13 protein-coding genes are annotated in these 14,587 nt (G+C 65.7%); 10 read left to right on the forward strand and 3 right to left on the reverse strand.

Annotated elements, in window-relative coordinates; all coding sequences use genetic code 11:
* Nucleotides 1-85: 85 nt before the first annotated feature.
* A complete protein-coding gene (ligK, locus tag IP65_RS18620; RefSeq protein ID WP_028657528.1) occupies nt 86-760 on the reverse strand; it encodes a 4-carboxy-4-hydroxy-2-oxoadipate aldolase/oxaloacetate decarboxylase in 675 nt (224 codons plus the stop codon).
* Nucleotides 761-883: 123 nt separating this feature from the next.
* Between ligK and IP65_RS18625 the strand changes: the two genes are divergently transcribed.
* From IP65_RS18625 to IP65_RS18670, 10 genes are all read left to right on the forward strand, one after another.
* Entirely contained in the window at nt 884-2,050 is a 1,167-nt protein-coding gene (locus tag IP65_RS18625) for a LysR family transcriptional regulator (protein ID WP_054132629.1), read from the forward strand.
* A gap of 62 nt (nt 2,051-2,112) precedes the next feature.
* Nucleotides 2,113-2,955, forward strand: a complete 843-nt coding sequence (locus tag IP65_RS18630) for an NAD(P)-dependent oxidoreductase (protein ID WP_054132630.1) — start codon at nt 2,113-2,115, stop codon at nt 2,953-2,955.
* Complete coding sequence (locus IP65_RS18635) at nt 2,952-3,977, forward strand: amidohydrolase family protein (RefSeq protein WP_022677415.1); 1,026 nt, start codon at nt 2,952-2,954, stop codon at nt 3,975-3,977. Before IP65_RS18630 ends, IP65_RS18635 begins: the two co-directional genes overlap by 4 nt.
* On the forward strand, nt 3,974-4,447 hold the full coding sequence (gene ligA / locus IP65_RS18640; RefSeq protein ID WP_022677414.1) for a protocatechuate 4,5-dioxygenase subunit alpha: 474 nt from the start codon (nt 3,974-3,976) through the stop codon (nt 4,445-4,447). Before IP65_RS18635 ends, ligA begins: the two co-directional genes overlap by 4 nt.
* 2 nt (nt 4,448-4,449) lie before the next feature.
* Entirely contained in the window at nt 4,450-5,310 is an 861-nt protein-coding gene (locus tag IP65_RS18645) for a class III extradiol dioxygenase subunit beta (protein ID WP_022677413.1), read from the forward strand.
* Nucleotides 5,311-5,495: 185 nt separating this feature from the next.
* On the forward strand, nt 5,496-6,440 hold the full coding sequence (locus IP65_RS18650) for a Gfo/Idh/MocA family oxidoreductase (RefSeq protein WP_022677412.1): 945 nt from the start codon (nt 5,496-5,498) through the stop codon (nt 6,438-6,440).
* A 90-nt stretch (nt 6,441-6,530) separates the two neighbouring features.
* The gene (locus tag IP65_RS18655; RefSeq protein WP_028658166.1) at nt 6,531-7,322 is read left to right on the forward strand and encodes a CmcJ/NvfI family oxidoreductase; all 792 of its coding nucleotides are present in this window, start codon (nt 6,531-6,533) and stop codon (nt 7,320-7,322) included.
* Nucleotides 7,323-7,456: 134 nt separating this feature from the next.
* Nucleotides 7,457-9,970, forward strand: coding sequence for a TonB-dependent receptor (locus IP65_RS18660; RefSeq protein WP_022677410.1), 2,514 nt, complete (start codon nt 7,457-7,459; stop codon nt 9,968-9,970).
* A gap of 147 nt (nt 9,971-10,117) precedes the next feature.
* Nucleotides 10,118-11,614 carry a carotenoid oxygenase family protein gene (locus IP65_RS18665; RefSeq protein WP_022677409.1) on the forward strand — a complete coding sequence of 499 codons (1,497 nt, stop codon included), beginning with the start codon at nt 10,118-10,120 and terminating at the stop codon, nt 11,612-11,614.
* Nucleotides 11,611-12,537 carry an NAD(P)H-binding protein gene (locus tag IP65_RS18670; protein WP_022677408.1) on the forward strand — a complete coding sequence of 309 codons (927 nt, stop codon included), beginning with the start codon at nt 11,611-11,613 and terminating at the stop codon, nt 12,535-12,537. Before IP65_RS18665 ends, IP65_RS18670 begins: the two co-directional genes overlap by 4 nt.
* 136 nt (nt 12,538-12,673) lie before the next feature.
* Here the strand turns inward: IP65_RS18670 and IP65_RS18675 are convergent, their stop codons facing one another.
* Together IP65_RS18675 and IP65_RS18680 are read right to left on the reverse strand one after the other, a co-directional pair.
* Nucleotides 12,674-13,546, reverse strand: coding sequence for a dienelactone hydrolase family protein (locus IP65_RS18675; protein ID WP_022677407.1), 873 nt, complete (start codon nt 13,544-13,546; stop codon nt 12,674-12,676).
* A gap of 79 nt (nt 13,547-13,625) precedes the next feature.
* A complete protein-coding gene (locus IP65_RS18680) occupies nt 13,626-14,585 on the reverse strand; it encodes an SDR family oxidoreductase (RefSeq protein WP_054132631.1) in 960 nt (319 codons plus the stop codon).
* Nucleotides 14,586-14,587 lie beyond the last annotated feature (2 nt).

A 14,587-nucleotide genomic window follows, 5' to 3' on the forward strand; every position in this document is an offset into this window, starting at 1 on the left:
GGGGGGTGGTGGAAATCTGGCGTCAGGCCCCGCACCACCCCCAACCCCCTCCTCTGAAGAGGAGGGGGCTAGTTGCGTTAAAGCCTCAAACGTACTTCAAGCCTTCCTTCTCCAGCCGCTCGCGCATCTTGTACATGTCGAGGCCGAGCACGCCGTTGGCCAGCTTCTCGCGCTTTTCGCCTTCGTTGGCTTCGCGCGCCTGCGCGGCTTTCAGCACCTCGGCGGCCTTGGCGCGGGGCACCACCACGACGCCATCGTCGTCGGCCACGATCACGTCGCCCGGGTTCACCGCGCAATTGGCGCAGACCACCGGCACGTTGACGCTGCCCAGCGTGTTCTTGACCGTCCCTTGCGCGTAGATCGCCTTGGACCACACCGGGAACTGCATCTCGGTCAGATCGCGCACATCGCGCACCCCGGCATCGATGACCAGGCCGCGGCAGCCGCGCGCCTGGGCCGAGGTGGCGAGCAGGTCACCGAAATAGCCGTCTTCGCAGGGTGAGGTCGGGGCCAGCAGCAGGATATCGCCCGCTTGCAGCTGTTCGATCGCGACATGGACCATCCAGTTGTCGCCCGGAGGGGCGCTGATCGTCACGGCCGATCCGGCGATGCGCGCGCCGCGATAGATCGGGCGCATATAGCTGGCGAGCAGGCCGGTGCGGCCCTGCGCTTCGTGCACGGTGGCCACGCCGCAGGCGGCCAGGCCGTCGATCACGGCGGGATCTGCCCGTTCGATGTTCTGCACGACGATACCCGACATGGCGCTTGTCTCCCTATGATGGCTGGCCGGTTCGGCACGGATGGCCTGCATTTGGAACCGGGGGCGGGCAGCGCCAAATGCAATGTTTGGCATGTGCCATAAGGAAATGCTAAGTCTGGATGGATGGCCCGTCCCGACCCCGCGCTCAACATTCGCCACTTCGCCGCCTTTGCCGCCACCGTGCGCCATGGCAGCGTGACCCGCGCCGCGCGTGCGGTAAACCTGACGCAGCCCGCGCTGACCCAGGCGATCGCCCGGCTCGAGGCAGACCTGGGCTGCCTGCTGTTCGAACGCGGCGCCGGAGGCATGACCGCGACCGAGCCGGCGCTGCTGCTGGCGCCCCGGGCCGAGGCGGCGATCGAGCAGATCGGCTCCCCCCGCGTGACAGGCACGCAGGTGCGCGCTTTCCTGGCCCTGGCGCGCGCCGGGTCCTATGCCGGGGCGGCACAGGATACCGGGCTTTCTGCCGCCTCGTTGCACCGCGCCGTGGCTGATCTCGGGGTGGCGCTGGGCCAGCGGCTGATCGACCGGCGCGGCCGCACCGTGCTGCTTACGCCGGCCGGTGCCCGTCGCGCGCGCGGCTTTGGCCTGGCCATGGCCGAATTGCGCAGCGGCCTGGCCGAAGTGGCGGCGTGGCAGGGTAAGGCGGCCGGCCGCGTGGTGATCGGCGCCATGCCGCTGTCGCGCGCGCGCTGGCTGCCCGAAACACTGCTGCGCTTTGCCGCCGCCTATCCCGGTGTCGATGTAGCCGTGGTCGAAGGCAGCCATGCCGAACTGGTCGGGCCGCTGCGCGATGGCGAAATCGACTTCATGCTCGGCGCCCTGCGCGAAACCACCGCGCTTGATGATCTAGAGCAGGAGGCCGTGTTCGAGGATCGTCCCGCGCTGGTCATGCGTGCCGGCCATCCGCTCGCCGATCCGGCCCACCCGCTCGATCCGGCCGCCCTGCAGCACTATCCGTGGATATTGCCTGGCGGCGATACCCCGCTGCGCCATTATTGGGAGGCGATGATGCAGGCCGCCACCGGCGCGCCGCCGCCCCATGTCGGCATCGAATGTGGCTCGGTGCTCACCGTGCGGCAATTGCTGGTGGGGTCTGATGCGCTCACCCTGCTCAGCCCGGCGCAATTGGCGGTAGAGCTGGACGTGGGCCTGCTGGCGGCGCGGCCCACCCCGGTGCCGGTGCGCCGCACGATCGGGATGACGCACCGCGCGCTGTGGCGGCCCACCGCGCCGCAGGCCGCGTTCGTCGCCCTGCTGCGCGAAGTGGCGAAGAAAGGTTTCGCATAAATTTATGGCCACCGCGCTCTTTGCATTTGTATGCGTTGCATAAGGGCCGCAACAGGTGCGCCATGGAGAGAACACTTGCCCTGATCGGGTTCGGCGAAGCCGGATCGACCTTTGCCAAGGCCGCTGGCTGGGAATCCCAGGCCAGCGCGTTTGACATCGATCCCGCCCGCCACGCCGCCATGGAAGAAGCCGGGGTGATGGCCGCCGCCACCGCCGACAGCGCCCTGGGCGGCGCCGGCCTGGTGCTCAGCCTGGTGACGGCCGATAGCGCGCTGCCCGTCGCGCAGGAACATGCCGCCATGCTCGCCCCCGGCGCGCTGTTTTGCGACATGAACTCGGTCGCTCCCGATACCAAGCGCGCTGCCGCCCGGGCGGTGGAAGCGGCCGGGGCGCGCTATGTCGATGTGGCGGTGTTGGCCCCGGTCAATCCCGCGCGGCTCAAGGTGCCGCTGCTGGTCTCCGGCCCGGCTGCGCACGATGCTGCCGTCGCGCTGCAAGAGGCTGGCTTTACCAATGTGCGCGTGGTGGGCGATGACGTGGGCCGCGCCAGCGCGATCAAGATGATCCGCTCGATCATGGTCAAGGGCGTGGAAGCCTTGACCGCCGAGATGATGCTGGCCGCCACCCGCGCCGGCGTGGTCGAGGAGGTGCTGTCCTCGCTCGACGCCAGCGAGAAGGGTGACAGCTGGTTCACCCGCGCCGCCTACAATATCGAGCGGATGACCACCCACGGCCTGCGTCGCGCGGCCGAGATGGAGGAATCCGCCAAGACCCTGATCGGCCTTGGCGTCGAACCCCTGATGACCACCGGCACCGTCGCGCGCCAGCGCAGCCAGGCCGGCCACACCATCCCGTTTGAAAGCACAACGCCTATGGCAGCCAACACCAAGGAACCGGCGGAATGACCATGATCATCGATTGCCACGGCCACTATACCGTGCTGCCCAAGGCGCACGACGCCTGGCGCGAGGCGCAGAAGGCCGCGTTCAAGGCGGGCGAGCCCGCGCCGCCCTATCCCGACATTTCCGATGACGACATCCGCGAGACGATCGAGGCCAACCAGCTGCGCCTGATCAAGGAACGCGGTGCGGACATGACGATCTTCTCGCCCCGCGCCAGCGCCATGGCCCCGCACGTGGGCGATCAGAGCGTGGCCGTGCCCTGGGCCCAGGCCTGCAACAACCTGATCGCGCGGGTCGTGGCGCTCTATCCGGAAACCTTTGCCGGCGTGTGCATGCTGCCCCAGTCGCCCGAGGCAGACATGACCAGCTCGATCGCCGAGTTGGAGCGCTGCGTGACGCAGCTGGGCTTCATCGGCTGCAATCTCAATCCCGATCCGGGCGGCGGGCATTTCAAGCATCCGCCGCTGACGGACGAATTCTGGTTCCCCTTCTATGAAAAGATGGTGGAACTCGATGTGCCGGCGATGATCCACGTCTCGGGCAGCTGCAACCCGGCGATGCACGCCACCGGCGCCTATTATATCGCGGCCGATACCATCGCGTTCATGCAGCTGCTGGAAGGCGATCTGTTCAGCCGTTTCCCCACGCTGCGCTTCATCATTCCGCATGGCGGCGGCGCGGTGCCCTATCACTGGGGGCGCTATCGCGGCCTGGCCGACATGCTCAAGAAGCCGGCACTCGACGGGCACCTGATGAACAACGTGTTCTTCGACACCTGCGTCTATCACCAGCCCGGCGTGAACCTGCTGGCCGAGGTGATCGAGACCAAGAACATCCTGTTCGGTTCGGAAATGGTCGGCGCCGTACGCGGCATCGATCCCCAGACCGGCCACTATTTCGACGATACCAAGCGCTATGTCGACGCGCTGAACATTTCCGACGCGCAGCGCCATGCGATCTTCGAAGGCAATGCCCGCCGCGTGTTCCCGCGCCTTGACGAGAAGCTGAAGGAGAGAGGCCTGTGACGACCACCAAGGGCGCGCCGGACGCCAAGCCGCGCGACATTCATGCCTATCTGGCCGAATTTGACGATATCCCCGGCACCCGCGTCTATACCGCCGCGCGGGCGCGCAAGGGCTATCATATCAACCAGTTCGCGATGAGCCTGATGAAGGCCGAAAACCGCGCGCGGTTCAAGGCTGATGAGCGCGCCTATCTCGATGAATGGCAGATCAGCGAGGAAGGCAAGCAGGCGCTGCTGGCGCGTGATTACAACACGCTGCTGGATATGGGCGGCAACGTCTATTTCCTCTCCAAGCTGTTCTCGTCCGATGGCCTGCCCTTTGCCGAGGCGGTTTCGACGATGACCGACATGACCTGGCCGGAATACCGCCAGATGATGCTGGAAGGCGGCCGCTCGCCCGAAGGCAATCGCTCGATCAAGGAAAACCTGGCCGCCGCCGCGCGGGCCCAGGAAACCGGGAAGGACAACTGACCATGGCGCGGATTACCGCAGGCGTCGGTTCCAGCCACGTGCCCCTGCTGGGCGTGGCGGTGGACCAGGGCAAGACGGGTGACGATTATTTCGGCCCGATCTTTGCCGGCTATGAATGGACCCGGCAGTGGGAAAAGGAACAGAAGCCGGATGTGATCATCCTGGTCTACAACGACCATGCTTCGGCCTTTGACATGAAGATCGTGCCCACGTTCGCGATCGGCTGTGGCGAGCGCTACAAGCCAGCCGATGAAGGCTGGGGCCCGCGCCAGGTGCCCGAAGTGGAAGGGCATCCCGATCTAGCCTGGCACATCGCGCAGAGCCTGATCCTCGATGAATTCGACATGACGATCATCAACGAGATGGACGTGGACCACGGCCTCACCGTGCCGCTCTCGATGATGTTCGGCCAGCCCCAGGCCTGGCCGGCCAAGGTCATCCCGCTGGCCGTCAATGTCGTGACCTATCCGGTGCCATCGGGCAACCGCTGCTGGGCGCTGGGCGAGGCGATCAAGCGCGCAGTGGAAAGCTTCCCCGAAGACCTCAACGTGCAGATCTGGGGCACCGGCGGCATGAGCCACCAGCTTCAGGGCAAGCGCGCCGGCCTGCTCAACCGCGAGTGGGACAACAGGTTCATGGACCTGCTGGTGGGCGATACCGACGCCGCGCGCTGGATTCCGCACATCGAATACCTGCGCGAAACCGGCTCGGAAGGGATCGAGATGGTCATGTGGCTGATCATGCGCGGCGCGCTGGGTGACAAGACCCGCCTGCTGCACAAGCATTACCACATTCCCTGCTCCAACACCGCGATCGGGCACCTCGTGCTCGAACCGGTCGAAGAAGAAACCGTGCCGGCCTAAAGCAAAGGCACACGTCCATCTCCCCTCCCGCGCGCGGGAGGGGCCGGGGGAGGGCATGTTCCAGTGCGCTCCCCCAAGCCACGTTTCCAGGAGGGGCAACAATCCCTCCCCCACACCCTCCCGCCAGCGGGAGGGGAGATTGCAGAGCCCCTGCCCACGCGGGGCGCTTAACAGGAGTTACCCCCATGCGTATTGCCCTGGTCGGTGCCGGCGCCTTTGGCGAAAAGCACCTCGACGGCCTCAAGAATATCGATGGCGTCGAAATCGTTTCGGTGATCAGCCGCCGCGCCGATCAGGCTGCGGCCGTGGCGGCCAAGTATGGCGCGCGCCATTCCGGCACCGAACTGGAAGAAGCGCTGGCACTGCCCGATGTCGATGCGGTGATCCTGTGCACGCCCACGCAGATGCATGCCGAGCAGGCGATCGCCTGCATGAACGCGGGCAAGCACGTCCAGGTGGAAATCCCCCTGGCCGATAGCTGGGCCGATGCCGAAGCGGTGGTGGCCAAGCAGAAGGAAACCGGGCTGGTCTGCATGGTCGGCCACACCCGCCGCTTCAACCCTTCGCACCAGTACGTGCACAACAAGATCAAGGCCGGCGAATTCAACGTCCAGCAGATGGACGTGCAGACCTATTTCTTCCGTCGCAAGAACATCAACGCCAAGGGCGAAGCGCGCTCGTGGACCGACCACCTGCTGTGGCACCACGCGGCCCACACGGTGGACCTGTTCGCCTACCAGGCCGGCAAGATCGTCAAGGCCAATGCCGTCGAAGGGCCGATCCACCCGGAACTGGGCATCGCCATGGATATGTCGATCCAGCTCAAGAGCGAAAGCGGCGCGATCTGCACGCTCTCGCTCTCGTTCAACAACGATGGCCCGCTCGGCACGTTCTTCCGCTATATCGGTGATACCGCCACCTATATCGCGCGCTACGATGATCTGGTGAACGGCAAGGAAGAGCCGATCGATGTCAGCCATGTCGATGTGTCGATGAACGGCATCGAGTTGCAGGACCGCGAATTCGTCGCCGCGATCCGCGAAGGGCGCGAACCCAACAGCTCGGTGGGCAAGGTGCTCGATTGCTATCGGGTATTGGGCGAACTGGAAAAGCAGCTGGCTGCCGGTTAAGCCACAGGATCAGGCCCGCCCATCGTGGCGGGCCTTTTTTGGTGGGGCCACGGCGCAATCATGGCGCCGGGCCTGGGAAAGGATGCAAGGATGGAAGCGGTAATCGCCTATTCCGGGCGCGGCCTGGCGCGTCCGCGCTATTACGCCAACGCCCACGATCGCGACGAGGTGGAGATCGCGCCGCTGGCCATGCCCATCCGCGACGCGCGCGGGCGCGGCACCAGCCTCGACGTTGAAGGCTTTGAACTGGTGCGCGATCGCAGCGCGGTGACCGACTTTGCCGATGCCGCGCAGGTCAAGGCCATCCACGTTCCCGAAATCGCCACGCTGATCAAGGACTTGACCGGGGCCACCCGCGTGGAGGTGACCGGCGCTGGGCTCTTGCGCTTTTCCGAACGCTCGGGCCGGGCCGGCAGCCTCGACAATTCTATGCCCGCACGCTTTGCCCATATCGACGTGTCGCCCGCCACGGCCCTGTCGATGACGCAGCGCCTGGCGGCCGGGCGCCCGCATGCCCGCGTGGCGCAATACAACGTGTGGCGCGCGCTCTCCGCCCCGCCGCAGGACGTGCCGCTGGCGCTGTGCGATGCGCGCAGCCTGTCCCCGGCAGACTGCATCGTCGCCGATGCCATCTTCGATCCGCCCGGCGGCGCGCCGGAATGGTCGTTCGAAAGCTATGTGATCGCGGCAAATCCCGCGCATCGCTGGAACTGGTTTTCCAACCTGACGGCCGATGAAGCGATCGTGTTCAAGACTTTCGACAGCGATCCGCGCCGTGCCACCCATGTGCCGCACGTGGCCTTCGATCTGCCCGGCTGCCCCGCCGATGCGCCGCCGCGCGTCAGCATCGAAATGCGCGCCACTGCCTTCTGGGAGGTGTGAGGCGAGGCACTTGTGCAACAGTTATGAATTATAATCGTCCTACTGTTATTTCGCATTGCTGAACGTTTCGCATATGTGATACCTAAGATTTCAGACCGGAACCATCCGGCTGCTATCCTTGGGAGGATACCGAAATGGCGTTTTCACGCTGCGATCTGCTGTGCTCGGCAGCCGCTTTGCTGTCGCTCGTCGCCACCCCCGCGCTGGCCCAGTCAGCGCCCGAAACCCCGCAAAAACCCGCCGAAACGGCCGGCAATACCACGCCTGAAATCGTCGTGACGGCGCAGTTCCGCAACCAAAAGTTGCAGGATACGCCGCTGGCCATCACCGCCGTCAACGGCGCCATGCTGGCCGCGCGCGGGCAGACCAACATTTCCGAAGTGGCGGCGCAAACCCCCAACGTGACGCTGGCCCCGCAAAATCAGTATCTTGGCCCCGGCATCATCGCCTTCATCCGCGGCGTCGGGCAGTCTGACCCCAACTTCGCCCTCGAACCGGGCGTGGGCATGTACGTGGACGATGTCTATCTGCCCACGCTGACCGGCTCGCTGCTCGATCTGATGGACCTCGACCGCGTCGAAGTGCTGCGCGGGCCGCAGGGCACGCTGGCCGGGCGCAACTCGCTGGGCGGGTCGATCAAGCTCTATGGCGTCAAGCCCAAGGGCGACAATTCCGGTTCGTTCGAAGCGACCTATGGCAGCTATCATCGCGTTGATCTGCGTGGACATTTCGATCTCAAGCTGACCGACAACTTGGCCATGCGCGTGTCGGGCGTGAGCAAGAACCGCGATGGCTATGTCAAGATCCTCGACTATGCGCTGACCCATCCGGGCACCAATGTGCCGACGATGGCCACCGGCGCCAACCCCCAGGTTGGCACGCTGGGCGGCACCAGCTTTGCCGCCGGCAAGGTGGCGCTGCGCTGGACGCCCGACGCCAATGTCGAGGTCAACGTGTCGGCCGACTATACGCGCGAGCGTGACGAGCCGGGCGCTTCGGTGCTGATCTATGGCAACAACATCGCCCAGTTCGCCGGATCGCCGGTCACCAAGGACCCCAACCGCGCGTGGCTCTATGGCACCAATGGCGCGCCGATCCCGCTCGATTGCCGGTTCGTGCCCAACGGTCGCAACAGCTGCGACACGCTCAGCGGCTATGACAAGCGCTATGTCAGCTATGCCACGTTCTATGATGCGGCGCGGCCGGATCACCAGGTGCCGTACAAGCCCCTGGCGCTCAACCGCCATTCCAACCTTGATAACTATGGCTTTGCCGGCACGATCGACTGGACGCTTGGGCCCAGCCTGGCGCTGAAATCGATCACTGCCTATCGCCACTATGATTCCGACTGGTCGTTTGCCGAAAGCGCGCCGGTCGTGCCCTCGATGCTCAACCAGGCGCAGAGCAATTCGCAGTGGAGCCAGGAACTGCGCCTGACCGGCAAGGCGCTCAACAACACGCTCGATTTCGTGCTGGGCGGGTTCTATTTCCACGCCAAGGGCATGTTCACCGGCCGCATCGACCTGAACTATGCCGGCATCGATTTCCTGCACGGCCCCGATCCCACGCCGGCCACCAACAAGGCGGTCTTTGCCAATGCCAGCTGGAAGCCGTTCGAAGCGTTCACGCTGACCGGGGGCCTGCGCGAATCGTGGGACCACAAGGAATATGGCTATGTCCGCCACAATCCCGATGGCTCCACTATCCAGCCGTGCACCGGCTATCCGTTTGGCGTGAACCAGCCGCCCAACTGCGCGCTCGCTGCGCTCAACGGGCTGTACAAGACCTTCGATGCCTCGCGCCTCGATTGGCGCGTGGCGGCCGACTATCGCGTCTCGCCCCAGTTGATGACCTATGCCCAGGTTTCCACCGGCTATCGTTCGGGCGGCGTCAACCCGCGTCCGTTCTATCCCAGCCAGGTGGAGGATTTCCGGCCCGAGACGATCACGGCCTATGAAGTTGGCTTCAAATCGGACCTGTTCGATCGCCGCCTGCGCTTCAACGTTTCGGCGTTCTTCAACGATTACAAGAACATCATTCTGACGGTGCTGAATTGCCCGAACACCGCCGGGTTCCCCACCACGCCCTGCCTCCAGCCCAAGAATGTGGGTTCGGCCCATGTGAAGGGGATCGAGGTGGAAACGACCATCCGCCCGATCGATCATCTCTCGATCGATGGGTCGATCTCGTGGCTCAAGTTCAAGTATACCACGGTCGATACTGCCAACACTGGCGTGACGGCCAGCATGGTGCCGCCCTATACGCCGGAATGGAAATGGAACGCCGGGCTGTCCTATGACATTCCCGACGTGCTCAAGGGCCTGGTCACCGTGCGCCTGGACGGCAGCTACCAGTCGCACATCTATGTCGATCCCACCAATGTCGATACCGCGCCGATCCCTGCCGCCACGCCCAGCCCGCTGGCATTCCAGACGGCAACCAACCGGATCGACGACTATTTCCTGGCCAACGCCCGCGTGACCTGGAAAAGCGATGCCGATACCTGGTCGGTCAGCGCCGAAGTGCGCAACCTGACCAACAAGTATTACTTCACGTCGATGACGGCCAATTTCGGCCCGATCGGCACCAGCGCCGGTGCGCCGGGGCTGCCGCGCACCTGGGCGGTGACGGTGAAACGCAACTTCTGATCAAGCGTTACCGAAATGTGCCGGCCTGACGGCGCATGCTGGGCCTCCTTCCCATCCGGGAAGGAGGCCTTTTGTTTGGCCGAATGCTCTTGAAAACCGGGCGTCGCGTGGTAGAACAATGCTAACAATTGATAACGTGAGGATGCCATGGGCGACTTTCCGCCAACCCCCTATTTCATCGGGCTGAACGCGCCCGTGGGCACTGAACTGGCGCTCGAAGGGCTGCCCGTCGAAGGCACCTTGCCCCCCGAGGTGCGCGGCGCCTTTTTCCGCGCCGTGCCCGATCCGGCCTTTGCGCCCAAGTTTGCCGACGATCACACCCTGTCGGGCGATGGCATGATCAGCCGCGTGCGGTTCAACGCCGATGGCACGGCCGATTATGCCATCCGCTTTGTCGAAACCGCGCGTCACCAGGCGGAAAAGGCGGCGGGCCGTGCGCGCTTTGGCCGCTATCGCAATCCCTTTACCGACGATCCCGATATGGCCGGGGTGGATCGCACCGTGGCCAACACCACCCCGGTGTGGCACGCCGGGCGGCTGTTGATGACCAAGGAAGACGGGCGGCCCTATCGCATCGATCCGCACACGCTCGATACGCTGGGTTCGTTCGATTTCGATGGCCTGCTCAAGTCCGAAACGATGACCGCGCACGTGCGCATCGATCCTGATAGCGGCGACCTCTATTTCTATGGTTACGAGGCCGATGGCCTGGCCTCTACCAAGGTGGCCTATGCCCGCGTGGGGGCCGATGGCGCGCTCAAGTCGGAACAGTGGTTCGATGCGCCCTATTGCGCGATGATGCATGACTTCACCATTTCGCGGAACTGGGCGCTGTTCCCGGTCTATCCGACCACGGCCGAGCTGGAGCGGATGAAGGCCGGCGGCGAACACTGGCACCACGAGCAGGGCCTGGAATCGTGGCTGGGGGTGATGCCGCGCGATGGCGATGTGAAGGACATCAAGTGGTTCCAGGGGCCCAAGGGGGTCTATTGCTATCACATGATGAACGCCTGGGAGGATGCCGAGGGGCTGCTGCATTTCGACCAGTGCCTGTCGAGCAGCAATGCCTTTGCCTTTATTCGCGAGCCGGCCGGCCTGTTCCTGCAACCCTGGGAGATTACCGGCGGCCTCACCCGCTGGACGGTCGATCCGCGTGGGCCGGCTGGCCCGGTCACGGAAACGGTGATCGGCCCGCCGGGCGATTTCCCGATCATTCCGGCCAAGAGCCAGGGCCGTCTTTACAAGACGGGGTGGATGCTGACGATGAACCCCGATCGGCGCGGGCCGCCGGTGATGGGCGGGCCGGTGCTGGGCATGTTCGACATGCTGGTGCGGCTGGACGGGATGGACACCGCCAGCCCGCAGATCACCCAGGCCCTGCCGATGGAGCCGGGCTGGTGCTATAACGAGCCGGTGCACGTGCCCAGCGCCACACCGGGCCACGATGGCTGGCTGGTGATGATGGTGGACCACCAGATCGGCGAGGACGCGTTCGAGCATTTTGCCTGGGTGATCGATGCCGGCAACCTGGGGGCAGGGCCGGTGGTGACGGTGCAGATCCCCACCCGCCTGCGCCCGCAGGTGCATGGCTGGTGGGTGCCCCAGGCACAGCTCGATGCCGTGCGCACAGGCGGGGCGGCATGACGCGGATCGTCATCACCGGCGCATCGGGCAACTACGGCCGCGGCGTGGCCGATGCCCTGGTGGCGATGGGCCGCGCCGCAGACCTGATCCTGATCACGCGCAAGCCCGACAAGCTGGCTGCGCGCGCGGCGCAGGGCTGCGTGGTGCGGCAGGGCGATTTCGATCATCCCGCCACGCTGCCCGCGGCCATGGCCGGCGGCGATGTGCTGCTGCTGATTTCGGGCACACGCGTGGGCGCGCGGGTGGTGCAGCACCAGGCGGCGATCGATGCGGCCGTGGCCGCTGGTATCCGCCACATCGTCTATACCAGTTTCATCGGCATCGATGATCCGGCCAACCCGGCCGAAGTGCGGCACGACCATATCGAGACCGAGCGCCTGATCCGCGCCTCGGGTTGCGCCTTCACTTTCCTGCGCGACGCGCATTATGCCGACGCGATGCTGCTGATGGCCGGGCCACAGGTGATGCAGAGCGGCACCTGGTATGCCAATGCCGGCAATGGGCGCGAGGCGATGGTCTGGCGCGACGATTGCATTGCCAGCGCGGTGGCCGTGCTCACCACCCCGGGCCACGAAAACCGCATCTACAACATCACCGGGCCACACCTCGAAACCTTTGCCGAGGTGGCTGCCATGATGGCCGATGTGACCGGCTGTCCGGTGGCCTACCACGACCTGAGTGACGAAGCGCAGTATGCGCTGTTTGACAGCCTGGGCATTCCGCGCCGCCCGGTGGACGATCAGACCGTGGCCGGCGTGCCGTGGAACAGCGACGACATGGTCACGTTCGGCCGCGCCATCCGCGAGGGATTCCTGGAAATCTGCACCGACGACGTGGAGCGCCTGACCGGCCGCCCCGCGCGATCGACGCGCGAGATGGTGGAAGCCAACGTGGCCATGCTGCGCGCGGCGGCGGGGAAGTAGGGGGCGGGGCCCCTCCACCAGCCTGCGGCTGGTCCCCCTCCCCGTCGGTGACCGGGAGGACCTTGGCGATCCTCCCCGTCACCGACGGGGAGGGGGACCGCCCGCGCAGCGGGTGGTGGAGGGGCTTGGACCTAGATCACAGCGCCTTGGCGTAGAGCGCGAGCAGCTTGCTCCAGACCTTTTCAGCCTGGACCTTGTCATAGACCGGCGCGTCGATCGTGCACCAGCCGTGCTGGGCGGGGTAGACTGCCACGTCGGCCGGGCGGTCTGCCGCGGCGGCGGCATCTTTGAGGGCCGTCTTGTCACCGGGCGCACGGGCATCGTCGTTTTGCGCAATCGCGAAGATGAACGAGGCCTGCGTCTGGCCGAGCAGCTTGTGCGGGCTTTGCGCCGTATCGTTGACCAGGTTGGCGCCGTGGCACGACACCGCCGCGCCAATGCGGGCGGGCCGGGCATAGGCGGCAAACACGGTGTAGGGGCCGCCCATGCAATAGCCCTGGGTGCCGATCTTGTGCGCGGTATCGACCTGCGGCTGGCGATCGAGCCAGTCGACATAGCTGCCGGCATCGGCCTGGATCTTTTCCGGTGTCAGCGCCTGGATCATCGGCTGCAGCTTTTGCTGGCCTTCGGGCGTGCGCCAGGCGGCGAAATCGGGCAGCACCGGCGCCGGGCTGTTGCGGTAATAGTGGTTGATCGCCAGCACCGCAAAGCCCGCCGCAGCGAGGCGCGTCGCCATGGTCTGATAGGCTTCCCGCAGGCCGGCGATATCGGGCCAGAGCAGCACGGCCGGGTGCTTGCCCTTGGCCGGATAGACGAAAAAGCCATCGGCGGTGCCGTCGGCGGTTTCGATCGTGACCGGGCGCGACTCCGTGGCAAGGCCGGCAGGCGCTGCTGCCACGCAGCCCGGCGCGATCGCCAGAGTCGCCGCGCCGGCGCCAATGGCGGCGAATTGCCGGCGGTTGATCGCCAGCCACTGGGCGTTGTCGTCTTCGGTCAAGCTGTCGCACATGGCGCGTCTCTCCAGAACCTGTTCCCCGTCCGCGCGTGGTCTAGCGCAGACCGGCGGGGAAGCGGTATCGGTATTTGGTTCAGGTCAGATCGGCGAGGCCCACCGCGATGCCGGCCTTGGCCTGGGCCATGGCAGCGCGGCGCAGGCGTTCGATTTCGAGCCGGGCGGGCGGCGCCACTTCATCGGGCAGCGCGGCCATGCTGGCTTCGTAGATCTCGCGAAAATCGTCGGCGAATTCGGGGTGGGTCAGGATCAGACCATCGCCGCGCGCCATGCCGGCAAAGACCTTTTGCCCCACTTCATACGGGTCCATGCCGGCGTCGAACGCGGTGCCGAACTGGCGCAGCTCCGCCTCGCTCACCGGAGCAAAGCCGCTCTGACCGAATGCATCGGGGCGCTTGAGTGCGCTGTCCCAGGCATTGGTGCGGGTCAGCGCGGGGCAGCACAAAGCGCAGCCGATGCCATGCTGCGCCAGGTTATAGCGCAGCGATTCGGTCAAGCCGCGCACGGCAAACTTGCTGGCGGTATAGATCCCCGCCTGCGGGCCGGGCAGGAAGGCGGCCATGCTGGCGATGTTGACCACGCTGCGCTTGCCGCTGGCCGCCTTGATCGCGGGCAGCGCGGCGACCAGGCCATTGGCGACGCCGCCAAAGTTGACGCCCATGATCCAATCGTAATCGGCGTGGCTGGCTTCGTCGGTGTTGCCAAACACGCTCACGCCGGCATTGTTGACCAGCACATGCAGCGCGCCGAAATGCGCCACCGTCTGCGCTACCACCTCTGCCCAGCGGGCGCGGTCGGTGACGTCGAGCGGCAGGAACAGCGGCGCCGGCCGGCCCTCGGCGGCGAATTGCGCGGCCACGGCGGTGCGCTGCGCTTCGTTGCGATAAGTCAGCGCCAGCGCCAGGCCGGCATCGCTGAACGCGCGGGCCACGCCCAGGCCGATGCCGGTGCCTGCGCCGGTGATGAGCGCCACTTGTCCGGCCCAGCCATCCGCCTGGCCGCCGGCCTGACCGACTGCGTTGTCTTGCGCTTGCATGG

The sequence above is a fragment of the Novosphingobium sp. AAP1 genome, from assembly GCF_001295765.1.
Lineage (GTDB): Bacteria > Pseudomonadota > Alphaproteobacteria > Sphingomonadales > Sphingomonadaceae > Novosphingobium > Novosphingobium capsulatum.